General features: G+C 68.7%; 25 protein-coding genes and 1 pseudogene. 10 read left to right on the top strand and 16 right to left on the bottom strand.

Going from position 1 to position 26,090, the window contains the following annotated elements; genetic code table 11:
- The 6 genes from NL1_RS32120 to NL1_RS32095 form a co-directional block, all read right to left on the bottom strand.
- Positions 1-1,440, bottom strand: a 1,440-nt coding sequence (locus NL1_RS32120) for a condensation domain-containing protein (protein WP_245673682.1), incomplete at its 3' end; no start/stop codon positions are given.
- Positions 1,441-1,458: 18 nt separating this feature from the next.
- Positions 1,459-2,109, bottom strand: a complete 651-nt coding sequence (locus NL1_RS32115; RefSeq protein ID WP_174553497.1) for a DUF6875 domain-containing protein — start codon at positions 2,107-2,109, stop codon at positions 1,459-1,461.
- Positions 2,110-2,604: 495 nt separating this feature from the next.
- Positions 2,605-3,765, bottom strand: a complete 1,161-nt coding sequence (locus NL1_RS32110; RefSeq protein WP_067847549.1) for an acyl-CoA dehydrogenase — start codon at positions 3,763-3,765, stop codon at positions 2,605-2,607.
- A 156-nt stretch (positions 3,766-3,921) separates the two neighbouring features.
- Entirely contained in the window at positions 3,922-4,611 is a 690-nt protein-coding gene (locus NL1_RS32105; protein ID WP_067847546.1) for a TetR family transcriptional regulator, read from the bottom strand.
- A gap of 65 nt (positions 4,612-4,676) precedes the next feature.
- Entirely contained in the window at positions 4,677-5,177 is a 501-nt protein-coding gene (purE, locus tag NL1_RS32100; protein WP_084511242.1) for a 5-(carboxyamino)imidazole ribonucleotide mutase, read from the bottom strand.
- Positions 5,170-6,342 carry a 5-(carboxyamino)imidazole ribonucleotide synthase gene (locus NL1_RS32095; protein WP_245673684.1) on the bottom strand — a complete coding sequence of 391 codons (1,173 nt, stop codon included), beginning with the start codon at positions 6,340-6,342 and terminating at the stop codon, positions 5,170-5,172. The genes purE and NL1_RS32095 overlap by 8 nt, the downstream gene beginning before the upstream one ends.
- 87 nt (positions 6,343-6,429) lie before the next feature.
- Between NL1_RS32095 and NL1_RS32090 the strand changes: the two genes are divergently transcribed.
- Complete coding sequence (locus tag NL1_RS32090; protein WP_067847537.1) at positions 6,430-6,972, top strand: GtrA family protein; 543 nt, start codon at positions 6,430-6,432, stop codon at positions 6,970-6,972.
- 28 nt (positions 6,973-7,000) lie between these two features.
- Here the strand turns inward: NL1_RS32090 and NL1_RS32085 are convergent.
- The 3 genes and pseudogenes from NL1_RS32085 to NL1_RS32075 all read right to left on the bottom strand — a co-directional run bounded on the left by NL1_RS32085 (position 7,001) and on the right by NL1_RS32075 (position 9,565).
- Positions 7,001-8,309: pseudogene (locus NL1_RS32085) on the bottom strand (ATP-binding protein).
- 1 nt (position 8,310) lies between these two features.
- Positions 8,311-8,988 (bottom strand): response regulator transcription factor, encoded by a 678-nt coding sequence (locus NL1_RS32080; protein ID WP_067787709.1) that lies wholly within the window; start codon positions 8,986-8,988, stop codon positions 8,311-8,313.
- Between the two features lie 37 nt (positions 8,989-9,025).
- A complete protein-coding gene (locus tag NL1_RS32075) occupies positions 9,026-9,565 on the bottom strand; it encodes a PH domain-containing protein (protein WP_067847534.1) in 540 nt (179 codons plus the stop codon).
- A gap of 201 nt (positions 9,566-9,766) precedes the next feature.
- Between NL1_RS32075 and NL1_RS32070 the strand changes: the two genes are divergently transcribed.
- Positions 9,767-10,726: an acyl-ACP desaturase gene (locus tag NL1_RS32070; RefSeq protein WP_067847531.1), complete on the top strand. Its 960-nt coding sequence runs from the start codon at positions 9,767-9,769 to the stop codon at positions 10,724-10,726.
- 2 nt (positions 10,727-10,728) lie between these two features.
- Here the strand turns inward: NL1_RS32070 and NL1_RS32065 are convergent, their stop codons facing one another.
- Positions 10,729-11,526 carry a biotin--[acetyl-CoA-carboxylase] ligase gene (locus NL1_RS32065; protein ID WP_245673681.1) on the bottom strand — a complete coding sequence of 266 codons (798 nt, stop codon included), beginning with the start codon at positions 11,524-11,526 and terminating at the stop codon, positions 10,729-10,731.
- Between the two features lie 76 nt (positions 11,527-11,602).
- The gene (locus NL1_RS39800) at positions 11,603-11,791 is read right to left on the bottom strand and encodes a hypothetical protein (RefSeq protein ID WP_067847525.1); all 189 of its coding nucleotides are present in this window, start codon (positions 11,789-11,791) and stop codon (positions 11,603-11,605) included.
- Between the two features lie 266 nt (positions 11,792-12,057).
- Between NL1_RS39800 and NL1_RS32055 the strand changes: the two genes are divergently transcribed.
- The 3 genes from NL1_RS32055 (at position 12,058) to NL1_RS32045 (ending at position 14,797) form a co-directional block, all read left to right on the top strand.
- Positions 12,058-13,698: an acyl-CoA carboxylase subunit beta gene (locus NL1_RS32055; protein ID WP_067847522.1), complete on the top strand. Its 1,641-nt coding sequence runs from the start codon at positions 12,058-12,060 to the stop codon at positions 13,696-13,698.
- 134 nt (positions 13,699-13,832) lie between these two features.
- A complete protein-coding gene (locus tag NL1_RS32050; RefSeq protein ID WP_067847519.1) occupies positions 13,833-14,162 on the top strand; it encodes an acyl-CoA carboxylase subunit epsilon in 330 nt (109 codons plus the stop codon).
- On the top strand, positions 14,159-14,797 hold the full coding sequence (locus NL1_RS32045) for a nucleoside triphosphate pyrophosphatase (RefSeq protein WP_067847516.1): 639 nt from the start codon (positions 14,159-14,161) through the stop codon (positions 14,795-14,797). Before NL1_RS32050 ends, NL1_RS32045 begins: the two co-directional genes overlap by 4 nt.
- Here the strand turns inward: NL1_RS32045 and NL1_RS32040 are convergent.
- On the bottom strand, positions 14,723-15,514 hold the full coding sequence (locus NL1_RS32040) for a helix-turn-helix transcriptional regulator (RefSeq protein WP_067847514.1): 792 nt from the start codon (positions 15,512-15,514) through the stop codon (positions 14,723-14,725). The two genes, NL1_RS32045 and NL1_RS32040, sit on opposite strands and share 75 nt — an antisense overlap.
- Before the next feature lie 167 nt (positions 15,515-15,681).
- Here NL1_RS32040 and NL1_RS32035 point away from each other — a divergent pair, with 167 nt between their 5' ends.
- The 3 genes from NL1_RS32035 to NL1_RS32025 all read left to right on the top strand — a co-directional run bounded on the left by NL1_RS32035 (position 15,682) and on the right by NL1_RS32025 (position 19,786).
- On the top strand, positions 15,682-16,596 hold the full coding sequence (locus tag NL1_RS32035) for a sulfurtransferase (RefSeq protein WP_067847511.1): 915 nt from the start codon (positions 15,682-15,684) through the stop codon (positions 16,594-16,596).
- Between the two features lie 317 nt (positions 16,597-16,913).
- The gene (locus tag NL1_RS32030; protein ID WP_067847508.1) at positions 16,914-18,719 is read left to right on the top strand and encodes an acetyl/propionyl/methylcrotonyl-CoA carboxylase subunit alpha; all 1,806 of its coding nucleotides are present in this window, start codon (positions 16,914-16,916) and stop codon (positions 18,717-18,719) included.
- Between the two features lie 143 nt (positions 18,720-18,862).
- Positions 18,863-19,786, top strand: coding sequence for a patatin-like phospholipase family protein (locus NL1_RS32025; protein WP_307624328.1), 924 nt, complete (start codon positions 18,863-18,865; stop codon positions 19,784-19,786).
- A gap of 51 nt (positions 19,787-19,837) precedes the next feature.
- On the opposite strand, the gene NL1_RS32020 is transcribed toward NL1_RS32025, so the two are convergent.
- A complete protein-coding gene (locus NL1_RS32020) occupies positions 19,838-21,760 on the bottom strand; it encodes a serine/threonine-protein kinase (protein WP_067847505.1) in 1,923 nt (640 codons plus the stop codon).
- A gap of 327 nt (positions 21,761-22,087) precedes the next feature.
- Between NL1_RS32020 and NL1_RS32015 the strand changes: the two genes are divergently transcribed.
- Entirely contained in the window at positions 22,088-22,435 is a 348-nt protein-coding gene (locus tag NL1_RS32015) for a hypothetical protein (protein ID WP_067847502.1), read from the top strand.
- Between the two features lie 185 nt (positions 22,436-22,620).
- On the opposite strand, the gene NL1_RS32010 is transcribed toward NL1_RS32015, so the two are convergent.
- Positions 22,621-23,649: a YncE family protein gene (locus NL1_RS32010; protein WP_245673680.1), complete on the bottom strand. Its 1,029-nt coding sequence runs from the start codon at positions 23,647-23,649 to the stop codon at positions 22,621-22,623.
- Between NL1_RS32010 and NL1_RS39795 the strand changes: the two genes are divergently transcribed.
- Positions 23,648-23,851, top strand: coding sequence for a hypothetical protein (locus NL1_RS39795; protein ID WP_245673679.1), 204 nt, complete (start codon positions 23,648-23,650; stop codon positions 23,849-23,851). The two genes, NL1_RS32010 and NL1_RS39795, sit on opposite strands and share 2 nt — an antisense overlap.
- A gap of 77 nt (positions 23,852-23,928) precedes the next feature.
- Here the strand turns inward: NL1_RS39795 and lat are convergent, their stop codons facing one another.
- Positions 23,929-25,278: an L-lysine 6-transaminase gene (gene lat / locus NL1_RS32005; RefSeq protein ID WP_084511228.1), complete on the bottom strand. Its 1,350-nt coding sequence runs from the start codon at positions 25,276-25,278 to the stop codon at positions 23,929-23,931.
- A gap of 64 nt (positions 25,279-25,342) precedes the next feature.
- Positions 25,343-25,795, bottom strand: a complete 453-nt coding sequence (locus NL1_RS32000) for an Lrp/AsnC family transcriptional regulator (RefSeq protein WP_067847498.1) — start codon at positions 25,793-25,795, stop codon at positions 25,343-25,345.
- Between the last annotated feature and the right edge of the window lie 295 nt (positions 25,796-26,090).

Raw genomic sequence — 26,090 nt, 5'->3', positions numbered from 1 at the left:
CGCGCGCAGCCCCTCGTCGAGCACATCGGACAGCAGCCTGGGCGCGGGCGGCATCGGGCCGCGCACGCCCGCGCGCAGGGGGAGCTCGTCGTCGAGGAAGTACTCGATGTCCCGTACCGGGGTGCCGGGCTCGGCGTCCAGCAGACCCTCGAACAGCTTCAGGAACCGCAGGTGATGGCGGGCCAGCGCTTCCTCGTCGTAGAGATCGGGGTTGGCGGTGAAATCGAGGTGGACCGGCGCCTGCGCGCCGTGCTGGTAGATGTTGACGAACAGGTCCTCGATCGGGCCCGAGGTGAGCACGTGCAGGCTGGTCTCGATGCCGGTGAACTGGACCTCGCCGGGGAACAGCATGATGTTGACCACCGGGCCGACGAGACCGCGCCCGCCCGTCGCCTCGGCCTCGCCCGTGCTCTGCCGGATCTCCTCGTGCCGGTAGCGCTGGTGGCGCAGCGCGCCGGAGACCTCGATCCGGATCGCGTCGACGATCTCGGCGAGGGTGCTGCGCTCCCCCACCGTGACGCGCAGCGGAACGACATTGGCCAGCATGCCGCCGGAGCGGCGCAGCTTCGCGGTGGTGCGTCCGGAGACCGGCAGGCTCAGCACCACATCGTGTGCGCCGGTCGCCTGCGCGTAGTAGACCGCGAGCGCCGCCATCGCCAGCGCGGGCGCGCCGACGCCGAAACGCGTCGCCGCGGCGTCGAGCCGGGACTTCATCTCGTCGGACAGCTGATGCCGGTGTTCGCGCCCGAGCGCGTGCGCGGGCGCGGCGCCCGATACCAGGCTGCATCGCTGCGGCATGTCCGCCATGCGCTGCTCCCAGTACTCCGCATCGGCGGTGAACCGGCTCGACTCCCGGTAGCTCATCTCCGCGTCGTGGATCTCGCGCAGCCCGGCCGCCGAACTCGGCTTCGGTTCCTCGCCCGCCAGCGCAGCGTTGTACAGCTCGGCCACGCGGTACAGACCCGTCACCGTGGCGAATCCGTCCACCACGACGTGGTGCACGCGCGAGTACCACAGCACTCGATCGGGTGCGACGCGAATCAACACCGACATCCCGGGCCGGTCATGGAGCAGATCCACCGGCGCGGACAGGTCCGCGCGCATCCACCGCATGGCCTCCGCATCCGGGTCGGCGGAATCGCTGAGATCCAGGTAGCTCAGCGTCGTGTCGAGGCTCGGATCGACCACCTGATACGGACGTGAATCCCGCTCACCGAAGCGCAGCAGCGCGGATTCGGTCTCCAGCGCGGCGCGATGCGCGACCTCGATGAGCGTGTCGACGTCCAGCCGACCGCGCATCTCGATGTACTGCGCCTCGTTGAGCGGCACCGAGGGGTCGAGCTGCTGTGCGTACCACATGCCCAGCTGTGCGGGCGAAAGCGGGAACTCCCCGTCTTGTCGCATGTCGATCCCCCGCGCGGCCGAAAGTCCGTGCGTCATAAGTCGATCCCTTGTGTCTCAGCTTGCTTTACGCGGCCCCGCGTGGACCGGACTGCCGTTTCTACGTCCCAGTGCCGCACTGCCCTGCTCCGATTGCAGCTGGTAGGCGGGAACATCGGTGTTCGCGCTCGCGGTCAACCGGCCGACCACCACGTGCCGCACATGGGCGGGCAGGCCGGGCGCGAATTTCTTGACGTATGCGGCCATCCACTCCGGCCGCCCCAACAGGAACGGGAAGTCGGTGGCCATCATGGTGCGCACCACGATCATGGGGATCGGCGAATCGAGCGGGTGGTAGTCCTTGTTCCACAACCCCGGTTCCTTGCACCCGGGATAGAACTGCCCGAGCATGAAACCGCGCTCGACGAACCTCGTCTTGAGGTCCACGTGCAGGTCATCGATCAGCGAGAAGTCCCGCAGATCCGGCAGCGCGGTGACGAGGGAGCGCAGGACGGCCCCGCCGCCCTGTTCCGGTGGCAGACGCTCGAACACCTCGAGTGCGTCCTCGACAACCAGTCGCACGTACGCCGGCCAGGGATGGACGCCGGATACCCGGCCCACCCACATCAGGTCGCGGCGCAGCGACGGTCCGACATAAGGACAGACCGGCCCGTCGCGGCCCAGATCCGGGTCGGGGCCGGTCAGGTAATCCGCGGACCACGTGCGCACGGCATCCACCGTGGACTTCGTGTGCGGACACGAAATTTCTGTGTCGGACAGCGGGATCCAATTCATACCCGACCGCGGTCCGATAACGATCTCGGACATCACTCACCTCATCGCGATACGAGGTCGAGCATCGCTCCGAGAGTCGTCCGGATGAGCGAGTAACAGACCACTCCAATTTCTTGGCGAGTGATTTTCAAAAATTAGTGCAGTATGGCGTAACATGCCGTCAACTCCTGCCGAATTACCGACGAAACGCCTGTTCAGGCGCTTCCTATCAGCGAGGATCGACGTCAGCCGCAAACATCAGCCCCGACCGGCTTCCGCAAAATCCAGCTATCAATGTTTATGGCGCCGGAGGTCTCGAATCGAGCAATGGCAAGGACACGATAAGGCAACCGATCGGACTCGGACGTATGTCGCCGAGCGGCCGGAAATCGAAAAAAGGGGACGGCCGGGTAACAACCCGGCCGTCCCCGCAGGTACAGCGCGAAAGCGTCAGCCGCGCAGCAACGCCCTGGACATCACGACACGCTGGATCTGGTTGGTGCCCTCGTAGATCTGGGTGATCTTGGCATCGCGCATCATGCGCTCGACCGGGAAGTCGGTGGTGTACCCGGCGCCGCCGAAGAGCTGGACGGCGTTGGTGGTGACCTCCATGGCGACGTCCGAGGCGAAGCACTTGGCCGCGGCGGAGATGAAGCCGAGGTTCTTCTCACCGCGCTCGGCGCGAGCGGCCGAGGTGTAGACCATGAGGCGGGCGGCCTCGATCTTCATCGCCATGTCGGCCAGCATGAACTGGGTGTTCTGGAAGTCGGCGATGGCGGTGCCGAACTGCTTGCGGTCCTTGGTGTAGGCGATGGCCGCGTCCAGCGCGCCCTGGGCGAGGCCGACGGCCTGCGCGCCGATGGTCGGACGGGTGTGGTCCAGCGTCTGCAGCGCGGTCTTGAAACCGGTGCCCGGCTCGCCGATGATGCGGTCGCCGGGGATGCGGCAGTTCTCGAAGTACAGCTCCGCGGTGGGCGAACCCTTGATGCCCAGCTTGTGCTCGAGCGGGCCGACCACGAAACCTTCGTCGTCCTTGTGCACCATGAACGCGGAGATGCCGTTGGCACCCTTCTCCGCGTCGGTCACGGCCATCACGGTGTACCAGGAGGACTTGCCGCCGTTGGTGATCCAGCACTTGGAGCCGTTGAGGATCCAGTCGTCGCCGTCCTGCTTGGCGCGGGTGCGCATGGAAGCGGCGTCGGAGCCCGCCTCGCGTTCGGACAGCGCGTAGGAGGCCATCTCGCCGTTGACGATGTCGGACAGCACCTTCTGCTTCAGCTCCTCGGAGCCGTTCAGGATCAGGCCCATGGTGCCGAGCTTGTTGACCGCGGGGATGAGCGAGGAGGAACCACAGACGCGGGCGACCTCTTCGATCACGATGCAGGTGGCGACCGAGTCGGCGCCCTGGCCGCCGTAGGCCTCCGGCACGTGCACGGCGTTGAAGCCCGCGGCGTTCAGCGCGGTGAGCGCCTCCTCGGGGAAGCGGGCGTTACCGTCGACGTCCTTGGCGTACGGAGCGATTTCCTTCTCCGCCAGACCGCGGATGGCCGCCCGCAGTTCGTCGTGGAAGTCCTCGAGCTTGAACAGGTCGAAATCGGGGTTTCCCGCCATGGGACACGCTCCTGGTTACTGGGCTTGGGCCGCGGTCGGCAGCTGTCAACGGTCGGCACTCAGTGCCATTCCGTGCGCCAGTATACGCACGGGAACTCCCGCAACGTGCGGATACCCTTTGGCACCGAGTGTCAGCGCTTGGCACTATGAACCAGGTCACCGAGTACCGAGCTGGCGGGCAAGCAGATCCACGACCTGGCGCGATGGCATGTCCCGCGGAAACACCGCGACCACCATCTCTTCCTCGTCGTAGGTCCGGCCGCGGCCGCGCGGAATGGCCGCCAGCTCCAGCCGCAGATCGGCGGCGCCCGCGTCCGACTCGCCGCGCACCATGCGGCGCAGCAGATAGTTGTGTGTCGCGGTGACCGCCGCGGTGAACTGCACCCTGGCGAGATCGGGGGACTCGGGCAGACGGTCGCGCAGATAGTCGGTGAACAGGCGCTCGTACCGGAACACCGTGACGATCTCGCGCTCGCGCAGCGCGGGCACCCGCCGCACCACCTGGTAGCGCCGCGCCGCGATCTCGCGCCACTGGGTGAACCGCTCGAAGACCTGCACGACGGCCGCGCACACGGCCTCCCACGGATCGTCGTCGCGCGCGCCTGCGAGATAGGCCGCCGCCTGCGTCAGCTGCGATTCGTGATCGGCGAAGATCACGTCCTCCTTCGACCGGAACTGCCGAAAGAACGTCCGCCGCGAAATCCCCGCCGCCTCCGCGATCTCGTCGACCGTCGTCGCCTCGTAGCCCTTGTCCGCGAACAACCGCAGCGCCTGATCCACCACGGTCAGCCGGAACTGCGCAGGATCTTCCCCGGCCCGCGCCCGCGCATTCTCCTCAGATGCCACGGCAGCCACCGTAGCGACCGGCGCGAGACGACCGGCGCGCACGCACCGGGTGGTACGACGGCACGTCAGCCGAGGAGTTTGGTGCGGAGGGCCTCGTCCTTGTCGAGGACCAGCTTCTCCAGGTCGGCCTGGAACCGGGTCATCTGGGCCCGGAGGGCGGGGTCCGCGGCGGCGAGGATGCGGACGGCGAGCAGACCCGCGTTGCGTGCGCCGCCGATGGAGACGGTGGCGACCGGGACGCCCGCGGGCATTTGCACGATCGAGAGCAGGGAGTCCATGCCGTCGAGGTACTTCAGCGGGACGGGGACGCCGATCACCGGCAGCGGGGTGGCCGAGGCGACCATGCCGGGCAGGTGGGCGGCGCCACCCGCGCCCGCGATGATCACCTGGATGCCGCGGTCGGCCGCGTCGCGCGCGTAGTCGAGCATGCGCTGCGGGGTGCGGTGCGCGGAGACGACGCCCACCTCGAAAGGCACGCCGAATTCGGCCAGCGCGCCGGCGGCCGCTTCCATGGTCGGCCAGTCGGAGTCGCTGCCCATGATCAGGCCAACTCGAGGATTACTCATGGGGGTCCCATCCGTCGGTCCACACCGCGTGCGACATCCAGTGCGCCGCCCGCTCTGCCTTCTCGCGCACCTCGGCGACATCGTCGCCGAGGATGTTGATGTGCCCGATCTTGCGATCGGGACGCTCGCCCTTGCCGTACAGGTGCACCTTCGCGTCCGGCATCCTGGCGAAGAGATGGTGCAGCCGCTCGTCCATCGACATCTCAGGGGCCTGCGCCGCACCGAGGATGTTGGCCATCACGGTGACCGGAGCCAGCGGGCTGGTATCGCCGAGCGGATAGTCGAGCACCGCGCGCAGATGCTGCTCGAACTGCCCGGTGCGCGCACCGTCCATGCCCCAGTGACCGGAGTTGTGCGGGCGCATCGCCAATTCGTTGACCAGCAGCGCGCCGTCGTGGGTCTCGAAGAGTTCGACGGCCATCACACCGACGACGCCGAGTTCTGCGGCCAGGTTCAGCGCCAAGGTCTCGGCCTCGGCGCCCTGCGCGTCGGCCAGATCGGGCGCGGGCGCGATCACCACCGCGCACTGACCGTTGCGCTGCACGGTCTCCACCACCGGCCAGGTCGCGGCCTGCCCGAACGGCGAACGGGCCACCATCGCCGACAGCTCGCGCTTCAGATCGACCTTCGCCTCGGCGAGCAGCCGCACACCGTGCGCGAGCTGATCGGTGACGATCCGCTCGGCCTCGGCGGCGTCGGTGGGCATCCAGACGCCGCGGCCGTCGTAGCCGCCGCTGACCGCCTTGAGCACGAACGGCCAGCCGTGCTCGTCGCCGAAGCGCACCGCGTCGGCCGCCTCGGCCACCGGCGTGAACGCGGGCACCGGAACGCCGAGCTCGGCGAGCTTGGTGCGCATGGCCAGCTTGTCCTGGGCGTAGACCAGAGCCTGCGGCGGCGGCGCCACGTTGACGCCCTCGGCGACCAGCGCCTCCAGGTGCTCGGTCGGCACGTGCTCGTGGTCGAAGGTCAGCGCGTGTGAACCGACCGCGGCCTTGCGCAGCGCGGTGAGATCGGCGTGGCTGCCGAGCACCACGTCGGGACTGACCTGTGCGGCCGGGTCGTCGGGGTTCTCGGCGAGCACCCGTAGCCGCTGGCCGAGTGCGATCGCGGCCTGATGGGTCATCCGCGCCAGCTGGCCGCCACCGATCATGGTGACGGTGGGCATGGCGGCTTGGTCGAAGGAACGGGTGCTCACGTCGTGCAATCTTGTCATGTCCGGCCGCAATGACCGCTACCGGTACACTCGGCTCTCGTGTCTTTCGTCGACGACGTGGTCAGCGTCCTCCCCCAGCCCCTGCGGGAGATGGCCTACCGCCACCACGAGCTGATCAAATTCGCCATCGTCGGCGCGACGACCTTCGTGATCGACAGCGGCATCTTCTACTTCCTCAAGTTGACCGTGCTGACCGAGAAACCGGTCACCGCGAAGATCATCTCCGGCGTCATCGCCGTGATCGCCTCCTACATCCTGAACCGCGAGTGGTCGTTCAAGAACCGCGGCGGGCGCGAACGCCATCACGAAGCCCTGCTGTTCTTCGGGGTCAGCGGCGTCGGCGTGATGTTGAGCAACATCCCGCTGTGGATCTCCAGCTACGTGTTCGACCTGCGGCAGCCGAACGTCAGCTTCACCGTCGAGAACATCGCCGACTTCGTCAGCGCCTTCGTCATCGGCAACTTCTTGCAGATGGCCTTCCGGTTCTGGGCGATGCGCCGCTGGGTCTTCCCTGACGAGATGACCGAGCTGGAGGCCGAGCTCGAGGGACTCATCGAAGAAGAACAGCTGGGACAGAACTAGCCGTACCCGGGCCCGTTCGGGCCCGTGATCAGCGCGGCTCGGGGACCGTGCCCGCCGCCCGGCCGGGCGCCCACGACCCGAGGAACACCGCGAACAGCGCGGGCCTGCGGCGCTGCAATTCCAGACGACCGCCGTCCGCCTCGATCAACGCGCGCGCCAGGGCCAGGCCCACGCCCGTCGACCCGCCCGCCGAGAAGCCGCGATCGAAGATGTGCGGCGCCAGCTCGTCGCGCACGCCTTCCCCCTCATCGGCCACCTCGACGCACACCAGCGGCTCGCGCGCGTTGCCGGGACGGACCGTGCGCACCGACACCGTGCAGGTGCCGCCGCCGTGCATGAGCGCGTTGTCGATGAGCACCGTCACCGCCTCCCGCAGGCGCGACGCGGTGATCGGCGCGCGCAGCGACTCGTCGCCGGTCAGCACCAGCGTGCGGCCCGCCTCGGCGAACGGGTGGGTCCACTCGGCGACCATGCCGCACAGCTCGTCCATCACCGGGATCGGATCGCGGTCGGCGGCATCCTCGTCGCGGGAGGCGCGGACCAGTTCGTCGATGGCATCGGTGAGCCGGTCGACCTGCGCCATCGCCTCCTCGGCCTCGTGCACGACCTCGGGGTCGGCGTGCGCGGAGAGTTCGTCCAGCCGCAGCCGCACCGCGGTCAGGCGGCTGCGCAGCTGATGGGAGACGTCGGCGACCAGCGCGTGCTCGCGTTGCAAACGGCCCGCGATCTCGACGGTGGCGGAGTCGAGCACGTCGGAGACCCGGTCCAGTTCGGAGATGCCGTGGCGGCGCGGGTCGGGACGGAAATCGCCCATCGCCAGCCGCGCCGCGCGCGCCGCCACGTCGCGCAGCGGATCGGCGACCCGGCGCTGCGGTCACCACCGCGACCGTCACCGCGGCACCGAGCGAGGCGAGCACGGCCAGCGCCACCACCGCGACCGCCTGCCGCTGCCGCGCGTGCATCGGCGCGGCGGGCACCTCGAGGCGCAGCGATCCCGAGGTGCCCATGGACAGCGATTCCACCAGCGGGTCGGGCACCGTGTCGGCGCCGATGTCGAGGCGGGAGGCGTTGTCCTGTGGACTCGGATAGACGATCGTGAGCTTGCCGTTCTCCGGCACCAGCGGGCGCACCACGCGCACGTCCAGACCGCCGCGCACCAAGCCGTCGGCCTGCTCCTGGGTGATCACTTCGGTGGCGATCCGGTCCAGCCTGCTCTGCAGGTCGTTGCGGGTGATGTCCTCGACCCACAGCCAGGCCGTGTAGGTCAACGGCACGCCGAGCACGACCGTCGTCAGGGTCAGCACGGTCAGCATCGACCGCAGGATTCGGCGCCGCACGTCAGTCGGTGTTCAGCCGGAAGCCGACACCGCGCACCGTGACGATGCGCCGCTCGGCCATCGGCCCCTCGTCGCCGATCTTGCGACGCAGCCAGGACATGTGCATGTCCAGCGTCTTGGAGCCGCGCAACTCAGCGTCGCCCCAGACCTCGCGCAGGATCGTCTCGCGCGGCACCACCTGACCCGCCCGGTCGATGAGCACCTTGAGCAGCTCGTACTCCTTGTTGGCCAGACCGACCTCGACGCCGTTGACCAGCACCCGGCGCGCTGCGGGCTCCAGCCGGATGCCGCCGACCTCCACCGCCTCGTCACCGATTCCGCTGCGGCGCAACAACGCTCGCACGCGAGCCAGCAGCTCCGCGAGCCGGAACGGCTTGCCGACGTAATCGTCGGCGCCCGCGTCGAGCCCGACCACGAAATCGACCTCGTCGGTGCGCGCGGTGAGCATCAGCACGGCCAGATCGGCGCCGCGGGCACGCACCTGCCTGCACACCTCCAGCCCGTCCATGCCGGGCAGGCCGAGGTCGAGGATCAGCAGGTCGTGGTTGCCCTCGAGCGCGCGGCGCAGCACTGCGGGGCCGAAGCTCTCCACGGTGACGTGGTAACCCTCGCGCCCCAACGCGCGCGACAGCGGGGCGGCGATGGCCTCGTCGTCTTCGGCCAGGAGTACGGCGGTCATGAAAACAGATTACGGATCGTCGGCGACGACGCCGGACTCATCGATAGCCGCCCGCCGGGCCGAGTCCGTGCTGATTGCTCGATCGGTTCACCTCGAACACCTGGTGGTAGAGCAACGAATGCACGTCCTGCACGCCGGGGATGTCGTCGTATTCCAGCGGCTCCTCCGAGGACGAGCCGATGACCAGGGTGCCGGTGCCGAGCATCCTGTCGAACAGCCCGTGCCGGAATTGGACGCTGGAGATGCGGCTCATCGGGATGTCGATGCCGGTGTGGGTGAGCACGCCCTGACGTACCAGCACGCGCCGCTCGGTGACGATGAAATGGGTCGTCTTCCAGCTGAGAATCGGTGCGACACAACGCCATAGGACGATACCGAGCCAGATCGCGAAAACCACGACGAGCACAACGGTCCGGGCGCTCTCCGGGGTGTTGCGGTATGCCAGCCCCCCGGCGAAACCGGCCAGCGCCGTGGCCGCGATGAGCGTCACGATGGGCCAGAAAAGCATCTTCCAATGCGGATGGCGATGGAGTATCAACTGCTCGTCGGGAGCGAGCACATCCTCCGGATAACCCATGCAGGGAACCCTACCGCGCCGAGATGGCAAAATGCCTGACACCGGCCTCCGTGTGCTGCACAATCGTCAGCTTGCGGGAGACCCGCTCCACTCAGCTGTTTCGCAATGCGCACGACCTGGATTCGCCTGCTCGACAAGCTCGGCCAAGCCCCAGAAGACAACCGCTCGGCAAGACGTGCACTGACGACTGTGGAGGCGTGTGTGACCAAGGATCTGACTCAGCTCGAAATACTGATCGAACTCGAACCGGTGGCCGCACAGAACGTGAACCGGCACCTGTCGATGACGAAGGACTGGCACCCGCACGACTACGTCCCGTGGGACGCGGGACGCAACTTCGCCGCTATGGGCGGCACGGACTGGGATCCCGAACAGTCCGCGCTGAGCGACGTGGCCAAGGCCGCGATGATCACCAACCTCCTCACCGAGGACAACCTGCCCTCCTACCATCGCCTGATCTCGGAGAACCTCGGCAACGACGGCGCGTGGGGCACGTGGGTGGGCCGCTGGACCGCCGAGGAGAACCGGCACGGCATCGTCCTGCGCGACTACCTGGTGGTCACCCGCGGCGTGGATCCGGTCGCCCTGGAACAGGCCAGGATGGCCCACATGACCCAGGGCATGCACGTGCCCGCCGGCTGGGACGGCTTCCTGATCAACGTCGCGTACGTGACCTTCCAGGAACTCGCCACCCGCGTCTCGCACCGCAACACCGGCAGGGTCTGCGACGACCCGATCGCCGACCGCATGTTGCAGCGCATCGCCGCCGACGAGAACCTGCACATGATCTTCTACCGCAACATGTGCGGCGCCGCCCTCGACCTGGTGCCCGACCAGGCGATGGTCGCACTGACCCAGGTGCTGTCCAATTTCGTCATGCCGGGCGCCGGGATGCCGAACTTCCGCCGCAACGGCGTGCTCATGGCCAAGCACGGCATCTACGACCTGCGCCAGCACCTCGACGAGGTGGTGGCTCCGGTGCTCAAGAAGTGGGACGTCTTCGAACGCAACGACTTCGGGCCGCGCGGCGAGCAGGCGCGCGAGCAGCTCGGCGCGTACATGGAGAAGCTGGGCCGCGATGTGCTCAAGTTCGAGGAGCAGCGCGATCGCATGTTCGCCAGGGAGGCGGCGAGGAAGGACATGCAGCCGGTGGGAGGCTGATCTCAGTAGTCGGCGCGCAAATGGGTGACGTCGCCCGCGGAGACCGCGTAGTCCCCGATCAGCAGGCGCCCGGCCGAGTCGATGCCCGTAGCGACGCCGGTGCGTAGCTGCCCGCCGGGCAATTCGGCGCGTACGTCCATGCCGAGCGTGGCGCAGCGCTCGCGATAGGCGGCGGCCAGGGCGTCGGTCGCCCATGACGCGTCGCGCCAGGCGGTGAAGCGGCGCGCGAACTCGGTCAGCAGCGATTGCGCGAGCACCGTGCGGTCGGTCTGCGCGGCGCCTGCCAGCGCGAGCGAGATGGCATGCGGCACCGGCAATTCGGCCTCGGTGAGGCTCACGTTCACGCCGATGCCGATCACCACCGCCGGGTCGGCGCCGCCCGCAGCCACCTCGGCGAGGATGCCCGCCACCTTGCGACCGCCGATCAGGACGTCGTTGGGCCATTTCAGCACCGCGTCCACACCCGTCGTGGCACGCAGCGCGTCCACCGCGGCCACGCCGGTGAGCAGCGGCAGCCAGCCCAGCGCCGCGGGCTCGATGCCGGGCAGCCGCACCAGCATCGACAGGGCGATCTGCGCCCGCGGCGGGCTCACCCAGGTGCGCGCGTGCCTGCCGCGACCCGCCTCCTGGGCTTCGGCGATCAACACACGGTGGTCTTCCGACGTCGCGGCCGTCGCGATCAGATCGGCATTGGTGGAACCGGTGGATTCCACCACCTCCACGCGTGCGAAGAAGGCCGCGTAGTTGCTCTCGGCGAGACCCCGCCGCAACTGCTCGGCATCCAAAGGCGGTCGATGCACTGGATCGGACGGTGGCGTCTGCACGAGGGTGCAGGCTACTAGCTCCCGTCCCGGACCGGGACGGGAGCGAACGGTCTCAGCCCGCGAGGTCGTAGCCGGCCATGGCCGTGCCCGGCTCTCGCTCCCCGCGCGCCTCGATGTCCGAGGTCGCCTCTTCCTCGTCGGTCTCCGGATCGAGGATGGTCGGCTCGGCCTCGCGAACCCGCCCATTCGTCCATGCCGCCGCCGCGGCGTATTCGGCGACGGTTCTACCCCACTCCCACATGTCTGGCTCCTCCCCATGAGCCGAAAAATGGACTCTCAGAGGATATCTGGAGGCCACACCCGGCCGAAACCGATTTTTCGCGTGGCGCAGCGGACCGTGTAGCCTGCGTCGGACCGCCCGATTGCGGACGCCCGACCGGCGTCTCGCCCACGGTCGGCGGAGGCCTCGAAAATCCCTGCTGAGCCCTTGTCCACCTGGGCTTTTCTACTCATGGGTAGCCCACACTGGGTTAGAAAGGCCGACTGCTACTGGTTACACTCCGAGCCATGACGAGTGTCCAGCAGCAGCCCGCATCCGGTTCGGCGGGCGAACCCGATATCCACACCACCGCCGGGAAGCTGGCTGACCTGCGGAATCGGCTGGAAGAGGCCAAGCACCCGATGGGTGAGGCCGCAGTCGACAAGGTGCACGCCAAGGGCAAGATGACCGCCCGGGAACGCATCCTCGCGCTGCTGGACGAGGGCTCGTTCGTGGAACTCGACGCGCTGGCCCGCCACCGCAGCGTCAACTTCGGCCTGGAGAACAACCGCCCGCTCGGCGACGGCGTGGTGACCGGTTACGGCACCATCGACGGCCGCGACGTGTGCATCTTCAGCCAGGACGTCACCGTCTTCGGCGGCAGCCTCGGCGAGGTCTACGGCGAGAAGATCGTCAAGGTCATGGACCTGGCCCTCAAGACGGGCCGTCCGCTGATCGGCATCAACGAGGGCGCGGGCGCGCGGATCCAGGAGGGCGTCGTCTCGCTCGGCCTCTACGGCGAGATCTTCCACCGCAACATCCAGGCCTCCGGCGTGATCCCGCAGATCTCGCTGATCATGGGCCCGGCCGCGGGCGGACACGTCTACTCCCCCGCGCTCACCGACTTCGTGGTGATGGTCGACGGCACCAGCCAGATGTTCGTCACCGGTCCGGACGTCATCAAGACGGTCACCGGCGAGGACGTCACCATGGAGGACCTGGGCGGCGCGCACACCCACATGACCAAGTCCGGTGTGGCGCACTACGTGGCCTCCGGCGAGCAGGACGCGCTGGACTACGTCAAGGATCTGCTGAGCTACCTGCCGAGCAACAACCGCGCCGAGGCCCCGCGCTTCGCGCCCACCGACCCGATCGACGGCGCCATCGAGGACTCCCTCACCGAGGAAGACCTCGAGCTGGACTCGATCATCCCGGACTCGCCGAACCAGCCGTACGACATGCACGAGGTGATCCGTCGCCTGCTCGACGACGACGAGTTCCTCGAGGTGCAGGCCGAGCGCGCGATGAACGTCATCGTCGGCTTCGGACGCGTCGACGGCCGCAGCGTCGGCATCGTGGCCAACCAGCCCACCCAGTTCGCGGGCTGCCTCGACATCGACGCCTCGGAGAAGGCCGCGCGCTTCGTGCGTACCTGCGACGCGTTCAACATCCCGATCATCACCCTGGTCGACGTTCCCGGCTTCCTGCCCGGCACCGGCCAGGAGTACAACGGCATCATCCGGCGCGGCGCGAAGCTGCTCTACGCCTACGGCGAGGCCACTGTGGGCAAAATCACCATCATCACCCGCAAGGCCTACGGCGGCGCCTACGACGTCATGGGTTCCAAGCACATGGGCGCCGATGTGAACCTCGCGTGGCCGACCGCTCAGATCGCCGTGATGGGCGCTTCCGGCGCCGTCGGATTCGTCTACCGCAAGCAGCTGCAGCAGGCCGCCAAGGACGGCAACGACGTCGATGCGCTGCGGCTCGAGCTGCAGAACGAGTACGAGGACACCCTCGTGAACCCCTACGTCGCCGCCGAGCGCGGCTACGTCGACGCGGTCATCCCGCCGTCGCACACGCGCGGCCAGATCGTGTCCGCGCTGCGCCTGCTGGAACGCAAGATGGTGTCCCTCCCGCAGAAGAAGCACGGCAACATCCCGCTCTGAATGAGCGATAACCTCGGTGAACCGCGCACGCTGATTGCGGAGACGCAATGAGTGAATCCGAGGATGATTATCGCGTCATCCCTTTTTCGGGTGAGGGACTGCGCCCGATCGAGCTAGAGGAAGGATCTGGCACTGTGACGACCGTGGCAGAGGAAGACGTGTTGACCGCCGCCGAGTTGGATCTCACCATCGACCCGATGGCGGCCGAGGTCGAGGCGATCACCGCGGACGCGGCCGCCCCGACCGCCGACGCGGGCGAGCAGCCGTTCATTCGAATCGTCAAGGGCGCACCGACCGACGAGGAGATCGCCGCGCTGGTGTGCGTGCTGACCGCTGCCGCGAACGCCGCGAGCGCACCGGGCTCGACCGGCCCCGCCGACGGGTGGGGACGCCCGACCGCGATGCACCGCGGCACGTCGCCGTTCTCGCCGTACGCCTTCCCGGCGCTGTCGCACCTTCGGTGACGACGACGCTGATTCTCGCGTCCGCGTCGCCTGCCCGCCGAGAGGTGTTGCGCTCGGCGGGCATCGACCCGGTGGTCCGGGTCTCCGACGTGGACGAGGACGCGGTCGCGGCGGCCCTGCCCGCCGACACCACACCGCAGACGGTCGTCGTCGAACTGGCCAGGGCCAAGGCGGCCGCGGTCGCCGCCACCATCCCCGAATTCGCCGCCGATTGCGTCGTGGTCGGGTGCGATTCGATGCTGCTGGTGGACGGCACCCTGCAGGGCAAGCCGCACACCCCCGAGGTGGCACGGGCTCGCTGGGCCGAGATGGCCGGGCGCAGCGCCGATCTGATCACCGGCCACTGCGTGCTGCGGATGCGCGACGGCGAGATCGTCGCCGAGGCGGTGGACTGCAGTGCCACCGCGGTGCACTTCGCCAAGCCGGATCCCGACGAGCTGGATGCCTACATCGCCACGGGCGAGCCGCTGCAGGTGGCGGGCGCGTTCACGTTGGACGGGCTGGGCGGCTGGTTCGTCGACCGGATCGAGGGCGATCCGTCGAGCGTCATCGGTATCGGTCTACCACTGCTGCGCCGACTGCTTGGCGACGTTGGGGTCGGCATTGCGCAGCTGTGGCGCCACACGGCCCAGTAGCGGCGGCGTGAGAGGCGGTTCGGTACCGCCCGGCTCGGCGCCAACGGGCACCGACGCCGTCTCTCGATTCTCCTGATTCCGGCGGGCCACGTATTCGAGCCGGGTCAGGCACAGCTCCGGTTCCACGAACGGGTGCAGCCGGACATTCACCTCGCCGCGCGTGCCGTTGCTGTCGAGCACTTCTCTGATCAACCCGAGATGCACGCCGCACACCACCTCGGAGTGGGTGCGGGCCAGTTCGCGTAGCGGGCAGGCGGTCATGCGGATCAGCACTTGGTCGCCGTCCTCGGCGGCCGGATCACGTTCCGGGGCGAACCCGAGTTCCGAGAGCAACGTCATCGTGACGTCTCTGGCGTCCTCCAAGGACTCCACGGCATGATCACCGGCATCGAGCTTGGCGCCCCAGGCGCGCCCGGCCGCGACGGCGGCCTCCGAGCGGCGGCGCGGGTCGGGACCGAGCTGTTCGGCGAGCACCTGCGCCAATTCCTGATAGCCGACGGAACGCTGCACCGCGCTGTAGCCGATGCGCGGACGGCCGCGGCCGCGCGGAGGCTGCTGGAATTGGCGAACCAGGGATTCCTTGGTGAGCACATCGAGGTGAAATCGCACCGTCGTGACGTGCTGTCCGGTGATTCTGGCCAGCTCCTGGGCATCGAGAGGCTCGCTTGCGCCACGTAGGATCGCGAGCAGTCGCCGCCGCGGCCAAGAATCGGACATAGCTCACCCCTCCTCACCGGGAGACTTTATCGGATGAGGGTGCGATTTATTCGCCCAATCAGCCGATTCGTGATCTGAAACGAGTTTCACTATCGCCTCACATTTAACATCGCTGTGAGACCTGAACCGCCGTAACCACCGTCTACCTCGCGTGAAGGACCCATATCGTGCCCGTTGCCCCGGACTCTCATCCCTCTTTCGGAACGTACGCACATCCTCACCGACTAGTAACCACAGAGTGGCTGTCGGCAAACATAGGCGCGCCGGGGCTCAGGATCGTGGAGTCCAACGAAGACATCTTGCTCTACGACATCGGACATGTGCCCGGAGCCGTCAAGATCGATTGGCGCGGAGACCTCAACGATCCGGTCACGCGTGACTATATCGACGGCGCTCGTTTCACCGAACTGATGCGGGTCAAGGGCATCTCGCGCGACGACACGGTGGTCATCTACGGGGATCGGGGCAACGCCCAGGCCGCGCACACGTTGTGGCTGTTCACGCTCTTCGGGCACGAGGACGTGCGGCTGCTCGACGGCGGACGCGAATCGTGGATCTCCGAGGAACGCGACACCACCTTCGACACCCCGAATCTCCCGCCGAGCGACTACCCCACGGTGCGCCGCGACGACGCGACCGCCCGCGCCTTCCGCGACGACGTGCTCGCCCACCTCGGCAAGCCGCTCCTCGACGTGCGCTCCCCCGACGAGTACTCCGGCGAGCTCACCCCCAAGCCGGACAATCCCGAGGACGCGGCGCTGCGCGGCGGCCACATCCCCACCGCGCTGAACATCCCCTGGGACCGCGCGCTCGGCTCGGACGGACGGTTCCGTTCGCGCGCCGATCTGGACACCACCTACGCGCCGGTCGACGGCGCCGACGACCTGGTCGTCTACAGCCGCGTCGGCGAGCGCTCCAGCCACACGTGGTTCGTGCTGACCTATCTGCTCGGCTACGCTACGGTCCGCAACTACGACGGCTCGTGGACCGAGTGGGGCAATTCGGTGCGGATGCCCATCGCCAAGGGGACTGAACCGGGCGAAGTTCCGGCCGCCGCCCCCCGGAGAGGCCGCAGCAGGTAGGCGTACCTCCGCCTTCGCTCCGGCCGTGCGCAGGTCTGAAGACGGACTGCGTCCGGCAGCGTCCGCTGGCGTACCTCCGCCTTCGCGCAGGCCCCACCTGCGCTTGGATCACACCGGATGCAAATATGTGATGCGCGACCTACTGTCCAGTAGGGCTATCCGAGTTCGGCGACTGTTGGCAGACTGCCTACACTCGCCCCAGACGTAAATTGTCGACACGGGCACGGAGCCTGCGCGGTGTTCCGACCCCCACCGGGAGCGGGCCCGCGCGGTCCCATCCCGCGAAGCGACCAAGAAGATTGCAACCAGGAGGCTCAGTGCCCAGCCATGCCAACGCGCGGATCACGAAGGTACTCGTAGCTAATCGAGGCGAGATCGCCGTGCGCGTGATCCGGGCGGCCAAGGACGCCGGCATCGCGAGTGTCGCGGTGTACGCCGAGCCGGACGCCGACGCACCTTTCGTGAAGCTCGCCGACGAGGCGTTCGCCCTGGGCGGTCAGACCTCGGCCGAGTCGTACCTCGTGTTCGACAAGATCCTCGACGCCGCCGCCAAGTCGGGCGCGGACGCGATCCACCCCGGTTACGGCTTCCTGTCGGAGAACGCCGACTTCGCCCAGGCCGTGCTCGACGCCGGGTTGATCTGGATCGGCCCGTCGCCGCAGTCCATCCGCGATCTGGGCGACAAGGTGACCGCCCGCCACATCGCCGAGCGCGCCAACGCGCCGATGGCCGCGGGCACCAAGGACCCGGTGAAGAACGCCGACGAGGTCGTCGAGTTCGCCAAGAAGTACGGCGTGCCGGTGGCGATCAAGGCCGCGTTCGGCGGTGGCGGCCGCGGCATGAAGGTCGCGCACACCATCGAGGAGATCCCCGAGCTGTTCGAGTCGGCCACCCGCGAGGCGGTCGCGGCGTTCGGTCGCGGTGAGTGCTTCGTCGAGCAGTACCTGGACAAGGCCCGCCACGTCGAGGCACAGGTCATCGCCGACATGCACGGCAACGTCGTGGTCGCGGGCACCCGCGACTGCTCGCTGCAGCGCCGGTTCCAGAAGCTGGTCGAGGAAGCGCCCGCACCGTTCCTGTCCGACGAGGTGCGCGCCAAGATCCACGAGTCGGCCAAGCAGATCTGCCGCGAGGCCCACTACTACGGCGCGGGCACCGTCGAGTACTTGGTGCAGGGCGAGACCGTGTCGTTCCTCGAGGTGAACACCCGCCTGCAGGTCGAGCACCCGGTCACCGAGGAGACCGCGGGTATCGACCTGGTGCGCCAGCAGTTCCGCATCGCCAACGGCGAGGAACTGGAGATCAAGGAAGACCCGGCCCCGCGCGGCCACTCCTTCGAGTTCCGCATCAACGGCGAGGACGCGGGCCGCGGCTTCCTGCCCGCCCCCGGCCCGGTCGACGTCTACCGCGAGCCCTCGGGCCCCGGTGTGCGCGTGGACTCGGGCGTGGTCGCAGGCAGCGTGATCGGCGGACAGTTCGACTCGATGCTCGCCAAGCTGATCGTCACCGGCGAGAACCGCACCCAGGCGCTGCAGCGCGCGCGTCGCGCTCTCGCCGAGTTCGAGGTCGAGGGCCTGGCCACTGTCATCCCGTTCCACCGCGCCATCGTCGAGGACCCGGCGTTCATCGGTGACGGCGAGAAGTTCGACGTCTACACCAAGTGGATCGAAACCGAGTGGACCAACAACATCGAGCCCTACACCGGTAGCGGCGCCCCGGCCGACGAGGACGAGGACCTGCCCAGGCAGAAGGTCGTCGTCGAGGTCGGCGGCCGCCGTGTCGAGGTCTCGCTGCCCGGCAACTTCACCGTGGGCGCAGGCGCCGCGGGTGCCGCGAGCAACGGCGCCGGTGTGATCCGCAAGAAGCCGAAGCCGCGCAAGCGTGGCGGCGCGGGCGGCGGCGCCGCCTCCGGTGACGCGGTCACCGCGCCGATGCAGGGCACCGTGGTCAAGGTGGCCGTCGAAGAGGGCCAGTCCGTGGAAGCGGGCGACCTGATCGTGGTGCTCGAGGCCATGAAGATGGAGAACCCCGTCAACGCGCACAAGGCGGGCGTCGTCACCGGCCTCTCCGTCGAGGCGGGCGCCGCGATCACCCAGGGCACGGTGCTGGCCGAGATCAAGTAAGGCGTACTTCCGCCTCCGCTGCGGCCATGCGCAGCGCGGAGGACGGACGACGTTCGGCCGCGCCCACCGGGCCCGGCCGACACCGCACGAGAGCGGGCGATGGACAACGAAGTCCGCGCCCGCTCTTGTCGTATCGTGGTCCGGTGATCAGCTCTACCGTGGCCGAGATCATCCGCGGCCGCAGCGCAACCGGTTCCCGCGCGGACGGGCATCGGCTCGCGCTCGTCATCGAGGGCGGCGGCAGCCGCGGGGTCTACTCCAGCGGCATGGTGCAGGCGCTCGAGGAACTCGGCCTCTCCGGGGTGTTCGACGCGGTCTACGGCACCTCGGCGGGCGCGATCAACGGCGCCTGGCTGCTGTGCGGGCGGGCCGTGCCCGGCATGCGGTCCTGGTCCGACCCCGAGATCATGCGGCGGGTGATCGATCCGAGCAGGCTGCTGCGCGGCGGCGCCGCCTTCGACGTGCGATACCTGGTGCACCGGGTCTACGACGGCCTGGAACCCATGGACTTCCCGGCGATCCTGAACAACCCCACCACCTTCCATCCGATCGGCACCGACATCCGCACCGGCAACGCCATCGATCTGCGGCCGCACATCTACGACAAGCGCAGCTTGATGCGGGCGCTGCGGGCCAGTGCGAACCTGCCGATCCTGGCCGGTCCGCCCGTCACCCTGGACGGCGTCCCCTACCTCGACGGCGGCATTGCCGAGCCGGTCCCCATCCACTCCGCTGTCCGCAGCGGCGCGACCCACTTCCTGGTGCTGCGCACCCGCCGCGCCGACGAGACCCGTCCGCCCGCCTCCCGCCTGCACCATCTGGTCGGCGGCAACTACCTTCGCCTGCGCGCCCCCGGCGCCTACCGCGCCTGGCTGCTCCGCCCGCAGCAGGAACAGGCGGAGCAGACTCTCCTGGCGACGCTCGGCGACGCGGCCCTGCAAATCCATCCGCCAGAGGGCGCACCCACCGTCGAAGGCACAGCGCGCGACACCGACCTGCTCACCGAGGCGCTGGAATTCGGCCGCCAAGCGGTTTACTCGGTCTTCGCCCGCGTCGACGCCGCCTGAACGCACCGCGTTCAGGTTCGAGCGCCGGGCGAGGGCTCGGAGCGCGATTGCTCAGTCGAGCGCGACGGTGACGCCGTTCGATAGCACGAAGTCGTGCAGTTCGAGGTGGGCCGGTGCGCTGCCCGCGGGCACGTCGAAGACCAGCACGGTGGTCGCGGACGCGCCAGGGCGCAGCTCGAAGGAGTAGCCGAGGCGCGACTGCATGGCCTGCCAGGCGGTGGCCGTGGTGTCGTGATCGAGCACGTTGCCCTGGGCGTCGACCAGCTTCTGACCGAAGGGCAGGAACCACTTCACCTCGTCGGAGATGTTCCGTACGGCGAGCGTGACGATCAGGAACGCGCCACGCGCGGACTGCAGGCCGACGCGCTGGACGCCCGAGTCCACGTCGGTGACCGCGAATTCGAACTTGCCGTCCCGCACCGCGCTGTACGCGGGGGCGGGCCCGTCCGGCGGCGGATTCGGCGCGCGCTCCGGATTCTCGTCGGCCATCGCGGTCGGCGGCGGCGCGGTCGAGGACTCGTCCCGGCCACCGGCGGCGATCAACGCCAGGCAGCCCACGGCGAAGACGAAGGGCGCCAAGAAGATCACGACCAGCGCCCCGATCACCTTCCGCAGCACCCCGCCCCGCTTGCGCCGGGGTGGCGCGACGTAGGCGGGGCGGGGCGACGGCCACGCGGGCCCGAGCGACCGCGGACGCCGAACCACCGGGACAGGTTTGCGTCGCAGGTACCACCGCTTGCCGTACGGGTACGCAGCGGGCAGCGGCGGCCGCACGGGCGCGTAGCCCACCGGCACGAGGCTCTGCCCGGCGCCTGACGGCGTCCAGCCCGGTGGCACTGCACCCGGAGGCGCGGAGTTCGGAGGCGCGACGAACGCCGGATAGCCCTGCGGCCGAATGTCCCGCGGCGCGACTCTGGTCTGCACCAGCGTCGGTGTGGGCCCCGGCGCGGGCATCACCTTCGTCGGAGGGAGAACCTTCGACGCCGCGGGCTCGGACGGCTGCACAGGCGCGGGGGTTTTCGTCTGTGCTCGGGCCGCCGCGATCGGAGTCGGCTGCGCGCCCTCGGCGGACACACCGGGCCCGACCGTCTCGACCCGCGTCGGCGGGAGCACGGGCTGCTGGAGCACACGCGTCGGCTGCGGCGAACGAGGTGCGCCGAGCGTCGGCGAAACGACCTCGCGCGCCGCCAGCACGAACTCTCCCGCGCTGGCGTACCGATCCCCCGGCTCCTTCGCCATCCCCCGCGCGATGACCGCGTCGAGCTCGGCCGGAACATCGGGATTCGCCGACGACGCGCTCGGCGGTTCGGTCATGAGATGCCCGTGCATCTGCTGGGCCGGGTCGGCGTCGCCGTAGGGACGGTGGCCGGTGAGGCTCTCGTAGAGGACGCAGGCCAGGGAGTAGACGTCGGCGCGCGCGTCGTCACGACCACTGAAGCGTTCCGGCGCCATATAGGCCCAGGTGCCGATCGCCAGACCCGTTGTGGTGACCGACGTCTGGCCGGTGCCGCGGGCGATGCCGAAGTCGATCAGGTAGGTGGAGCCGTCGGACGCCACCAGAATGTTGGAGGGCTTGACGTCGCGATGGACCAGCCCGGCGCGGTGCGCCGCATCCAAGGCGGCGGCGACCTGTCCGAGGATGTCGAGCGCCGCGCCCGCCGCGAGCGGTCCGCCCTCGGACAGCCGCGCGGCCAGGTCGGTGCCCTCGACGAAGGCCATCTCGATGTACAGCCGCCCGTCCACGGCGCCGTGCCGGTGGATCGGCACGATGTGCGGATCGCGCAGTGCGGCGGCGACCTGGGCCTCGCGTTCGAAGCGCTTCCGGTACACCGCGTCCGCCGCGAGTTCGGCGGGCAGCAGTTTCAGTGCGACGTGCCTGCGGTCGGTGGTGTCGTAGGCCAGCCAGACCTGCCCCATGCCGCCCTTGCCGAGCAGCCGTTCCAGCCGATAACGACCGAATCGCGCCGCTGTCATCGCGAACCTCCCAGTCACCATCGACATCCGCCGCGCCGACGCGGACTCCCGAATGCCGGGGCACACCACCGAAAGTCCAGCTCACGACACCGAGGCCGCGGGCCCAGCCATACAGGGAGCGTACCCGCGCCAACCATCTCGGACAGTGTGAGCTGCCCGACTTCGCGTCCCGCTGCCCGGCCCCGCGGCGGCCGAGGCCGCTCACGCTAGCCTTTCCCACATGGACGAGCTGCCCGAGATCCGGATCAGCGCTCCGGTGCGGATGCACCCGATGCGGCGGACGATGGCCTGCGCCCTACTGTTCGGCGACCGGCACGGAGGCCACTGATGGAACCCATCGAGATCAACGCGGGCAGCTGGTACCTGCGCGCCCTGCGCGCCGACGAGCGGATCGACGACCGCCCCGCGCTCGCCGCGGGCGGCATCACCGACCCCGGGTACGTCGCCCGGCGAACCGCCCAGTGGGACGAGGAAACCCACTACTCCTGGGCCGTCTGCGAACCCACCACGGCGGAAATGGTCGCCGAGATCGTCGTCACCCCGGCCGCGGACGGCACCGCCGAGCTCACCGGCTGGTCGCACGCGGGCAAGGAACCCGCGCTCGAGGCCGGACGCACGGCCGTCGGCCGATTCGTCGAGGGCGGGCTGGGCCTGCGTCTGGCCGGAACCAGCTGACAGGCGCGTCGCTGAGGCCGGCGCTAGGCCCTGTCTCGAAGTCCGGCTGGATGCATCCGTGGCTCAGATCGTCGCCTGGCAAGGCGGAGGAGGAGCCGATACCGGGGTTGTATCGGTGACGACGACAACGCGGCCAGGCGGCGATCTGGGCCGCGGAGGCGCCGGATGGGACTTCGAGACAGGGCCTAACGCATGACCCCGGTGTGGCCCGTCGAATAACGCCCTGGCTGCGGCCACACCGTGAGCCCGTGCGGACCGCGCCCGACCGGGATGCGGGCCAGCAGCTTCCACTCGACGATATCGATCGCGTAGACCTCGCCGTGGTGGCGACCGGAGGCCCAGAACACCCGGCCGTCGGCGGAGAGGTTGCCCATGTCGGGACTGCCACCGCCGGGCACGAACCATTTGTGCACCAAGCGGTCGGCCTCGAAGTCCCACACCGAGATGCTGCCCTCGTGCCGGTTGGTGATGATCATCTGCTTGGAGTCGCGGGTGATGTAGAGCCCGTGCGCGCCGTCCCCGGTGGCCACGAAGCCCTTGCTCTCGAAGGTGAGCGCGTCGAAGACGTAGAGGCCGCCCGCCGCCATGTCGGCGACGTAGAAGGTGAGCCCGTCCGGGGAGAGCTTCACGTCCTGCGGCTTGCCCGAGCGCCCGCCCGCGAGATCGATGGTTTTGATCAGCTTGCGTTCCGCGACGTCGAAAACCTGCATGCGGCCGATGAATTCGCAGCTGGCCAGGGCGAAGCGGCCGTCGGCCGTGAAGTCCATGTGGTCGACGCCCGCGCAGTCGGGCACCGGAAGGGCGTGCACTTTCTGCCAGGTCTTCGGATCGTAGAAGTCCAGAGACTTGTCCGCCTCGGCGACGACGAGGGCGAACTGGCCGTCCGGTGTGTAGTACATGTTGTAGGGATCGCGGACCGGGAACGGCTCGCCCGGCAGGCCGGTGCGCGGATCGATCGGGCGCAGACTGCCGCCGCCGATCGGCAGGTCGTTGGTGATGTAGAGCGTCTGCATGTCGTAGGACGGCACCACGTGCTGGGGCTCCTCGCCGCCCGCGGCGAAGGTATCGATCACCTGGAAGGTGTTCGGGTCGATCACCGAGACGGTGTGGGACTGGCTGTTGGGCACGTACACCAGCGGCCGGTGATCGACCACCGACGGGCTCAGCTCCCGGTTGGCCGCGTACACATCGGTCGGCGACAGCGGCGGCGGCATGCCTGGCAACAGACTGGCGATCTGCGCGGGCGGTACAACCGAGCTCGGCGCCGCAACCGCCGAGCTCGTCGATTCGGTGACGACGGTGCCAGCCTCACTCGTCGTGCAGCTGGTCACCGCCGCCACAGCGGCCAAGGACGCGAATATTCCGCAAGGTGCGCCACGTCGGTTCACGCGCCTGCACCGTGCCGGGGAGGAGTGAGACGACATGTGAGCGAAGCCTACGGGCCGGGCAGCGATTTCTCGGCTATCCACGCCAGCAGCGCCGCGCGCGCCGTGTCAATCGACCGAACCCAGCACCCTTTCCACGGCGTCGACGGCGGCGTCCAGCTGCGCCGCGCTGACCGTGAGCGGCGGCCGGAACCGGATGCCGCACTCGCCGGTGCCGAGTATCAGCACGTGCTCACGCTCGAGCAGCGCGGCCAGCACCGCGTCGCGCAGCTCCGCCGTCGCCAACGTGATCGCGCACATCAGGCCGCGCCCGCGCGGCTCGGTGACCCGCGGATGTGCCGCCGCCAGCTCCTCCAGCCTGCGCAGCAGGTGCTCGCCGAGCGGGCGGGACCGCTCGATGAGCTCGTCGCGCTCGATCACCTCGAGGATGCGGCGGGCGCGGACCATATCGGTCAGGTTGCCGCCCCAGGTGGAGTTGAGCCGGGAGCTGACCGCGAACACGTTGTCGGCGATCTCGTCGACCCGGCCGCCCGCCATCACGCCGCACACCTGGGTCTTCTTGCCGAAGGCCACCACGTCCGGCGACAGGCCGAGTTGCTGGTAGGCCCAGGTGGTTCCGGTCATCCCGACGCCGGTCTGCACCTCGTCCAAAACGAACAGCGCGTCGTTCTCGTGGCAGAGCCGCTGCACGGCGAGCAGGAACTCCGCGCGCAGATGCCGGTCACCGCCCTCGCCCTGGATCGGCTCGGCGATGAAACACGCTATGTCGTGCGGATTCTCGGCGAACGCGCGGCGCATCTGGTCCAGCGCGTGCGCCTCGGCGGCCTCGATATCGCGGCCTGTCGCCAGGTACGGGGTCTCGATGCGGGGCCAATCGAACTGCGGGAAGCGGGCGGTCTTGACCGGATCGGTGTTGGTCAGCGACATGGTGTAGCCGGTGCGGCCGTGGAAGGCTCCGGTCAGGTGCAGCACCTTGGTGCCGAGATCCGGTGACCTGCCGTGTGATTCGTTGTGTCTGCTCTTCCAGTCGAACGCGACCTTGAGCGCGTTCTCCACGGCGAGGCCGCCGCCGTCGATGAAGAACAGGTGCGGTAGCCGTGGATCGCCGAGCACGCGCGCGAACGTCTCGACGAACCGCGCCATCTCGACGGTGTAGATGTCGGAGTTCGAGGGTTTGTTCAGCGCGGCCGTCGCCAGCTCCGCGCGGAAGTCCGGGTCGTCGGCCAGCGCGGGATGGTTCATGCCCAGCGCGTTGGACGCGAAGAAGCCGAACATGTCCAGGTAGGTGCTGCCGTCGCGTTCGTCGACGAGGCGGCAGCCGCGGGAGTTCTTCAGGTCAAGCACCAATTCGAAGCCGTCGGCCAGCAGATGCGCCGACAGGATCTCGTGTACCCGGGTCGCGGGGGTGACCGGTGCCGTGTCACCACCCGATCGGGTGCGCTCCAGTTCGAGGGTCACACCTGTAGGGTACGAAAATATTTACGGAATCTCTACAAGATTGCGTATTTATTACGCTCTATGTCTACCTGTCGTAAAATGTCTGCAGGATGATGGTGCTGCGTGTCCGGACGTTGGCGGTCGCCCTGATCTCTTGGAGCAACTGCTCCAGATGCCTGGGCGAAGCGACCCGCACCAGCAACACGTAGCTCTCGTCACCCGCCACGGAGTGGCATGCCTCGATACCCGGGATATGTTGCAGCACCGCGGGGGCGTCATCCGGCTGCGACGGGTCGAGAGGAGTGATCGCGACGAATGCCGAGAGCAGCTGTCCAAGGGCCTCGGGATCGACGTGCGCCGAGTAGCCGCGAATCACGCCGCGCGCTTCGAGCCTGCGCACCCGAGACTGCACCGCGGAGACCGATAGGCTCGCCTTCTCGGCCAGGTTCGACAGGGTGGCGCGACCATCGGCTATCAGTTCACGAATCAGCAGGCGATCGATGTCATCGAGTACGGGTCTTGCCGGTGTATCCGCCATCAGTGGAGGCTAACCCAGCGAGCGCTGCTCGTGTCGAAAACCTCGACTCGTTCACTTCCGGCAACCTGACAGCACCGTGTGCACGTCCGACGCAGAACCCAAAGCTGAAGCGGAGCAATCGATGACGAACACCCTGAGCGACCAGCTGACCCGCGAACTCGCCGACCGCGCGGCAACCCTCTTGCGCGCGCTCGGTGCCGAGCCGCCGGAGACAGGTGAGCTGACCGCCCGCACCCCCATCACCGGCGGTGTGCTCGCCACCCTGCCCGCCGACTCGCCCGCGGCCGTCGACGCC

The organism is Nocardia lijiangensis NBRC 108240 (genome assembly GCF_001613045.1).
GTDB lineage: Bacteria > Actinomycetota > Actinomycetes > Mycobacteriales > Mycobacteriaceae > Nocardia > Nocardia lijiangensis.
Note: the sequence above shows the minus strand (reverse complement) of the source record. Positions and strands in the feature narration are given on the sequence as shown.

What these genes read in the sequence shown, in the direction of transcription:
- NL1_RS32110 (WP_067847549.1), bottom strand. Translation starts at nt 3,765, where the DNA reads ATGGCGGGAAACCCCGATTTCGACCTGTTCAAGCTCGAGGACTTCCAC.
- purE (WP_084511242.1), bottom strand. Translation starts at nt 5,177, where the DNA reads ATGAGTAATCCTCGAGTTGGCCTGATCATGGGCAGCGACTCCGACTGG.
- NL1_RS32095 (WP_245673684.1), bottom strand. Translation starts at nt 6,342, where the DNA reads ATGCCCACCGTCACCATGATCGGTGGCGGCCAGCTGGCGCGGATGACC.
- NL1_RS32080 (WP_067787709.1), bottom strand. Translation starts at nt 8,988, where the DNA reads ATGACCGCCGTACTCCTGGCCGAAGACGACGAGGCCATCGCCGCCCCG.
- NL1_RS32075 (WP_067847534.1), bottom strand. Translation starts at nt 9,565, where the DNA reads ATGGGTTATCCGGAGGATGTGCTCGCTCCCGACGAGCAGTTGATACTC.
- NL1_RS39800 (WP_067847525.1), bottom strand. Translation starts at nt 11,791, where the DNA reads ATGTGGGAGTGGGGTAGAACCGTCGCCGAATACGCCGCGGCGGCGGCA.
- NL1_RS32055 (WP_067847522.1), top strand. Translation starts at nt 12,058, where the DNA reads ATGACGAGTGTCCAGCAGCAGCCCGCATCCGGTTCGGCGGGCGAACCC.
- NL1_RS32040 (WP_067847514.1), bottom strand. Translation starts at nt 15,514, where the DNA reads ATGTCCGATTCTTGGCCGCGGCGGCGACTGCTCGCGATCCTACGTGGC.
- NL1_RS32020 (WP_067847505.1), bottom strand. Translation starts at nt 21,760, where the DNA reads ATGACAGCGGCGCGATTCGGTCGTTATCGGCTGGAACGGCTGCTCGGC.
- NL1_RS32015 (WP_067847502.1), top strand. Translation starts at nt 22,088, where the DNA reads ATGGAACCCATCGAGATCAACGCGGGCAGCTGGTACCTGCGCGCCCTG.
- NL1_RS39795 (WP_245673679.1), top strand. Translation starts at nt 23,648, where the DNA reads ATGCCTGGCAACAGACTGGCGATCTGCGCGGGCGGTACAACCGAGCTC.
- NL1_RS32010 (WP_245673680.1), bottom strand. Translation starts at nt 23,649, where the DNA reads ATGCCGCCGCCGCTGTCGCCGACCGATGTGTACGCGGCCAACCGGGAG.
- NL1_RS32000 (WP_067847498.1), bottom strand. Translation starts at nt 25,795, where the DNA reads ATGGCGGATACACCGGCAAGACCCGTACTCGATGACATCGATCGCCTG.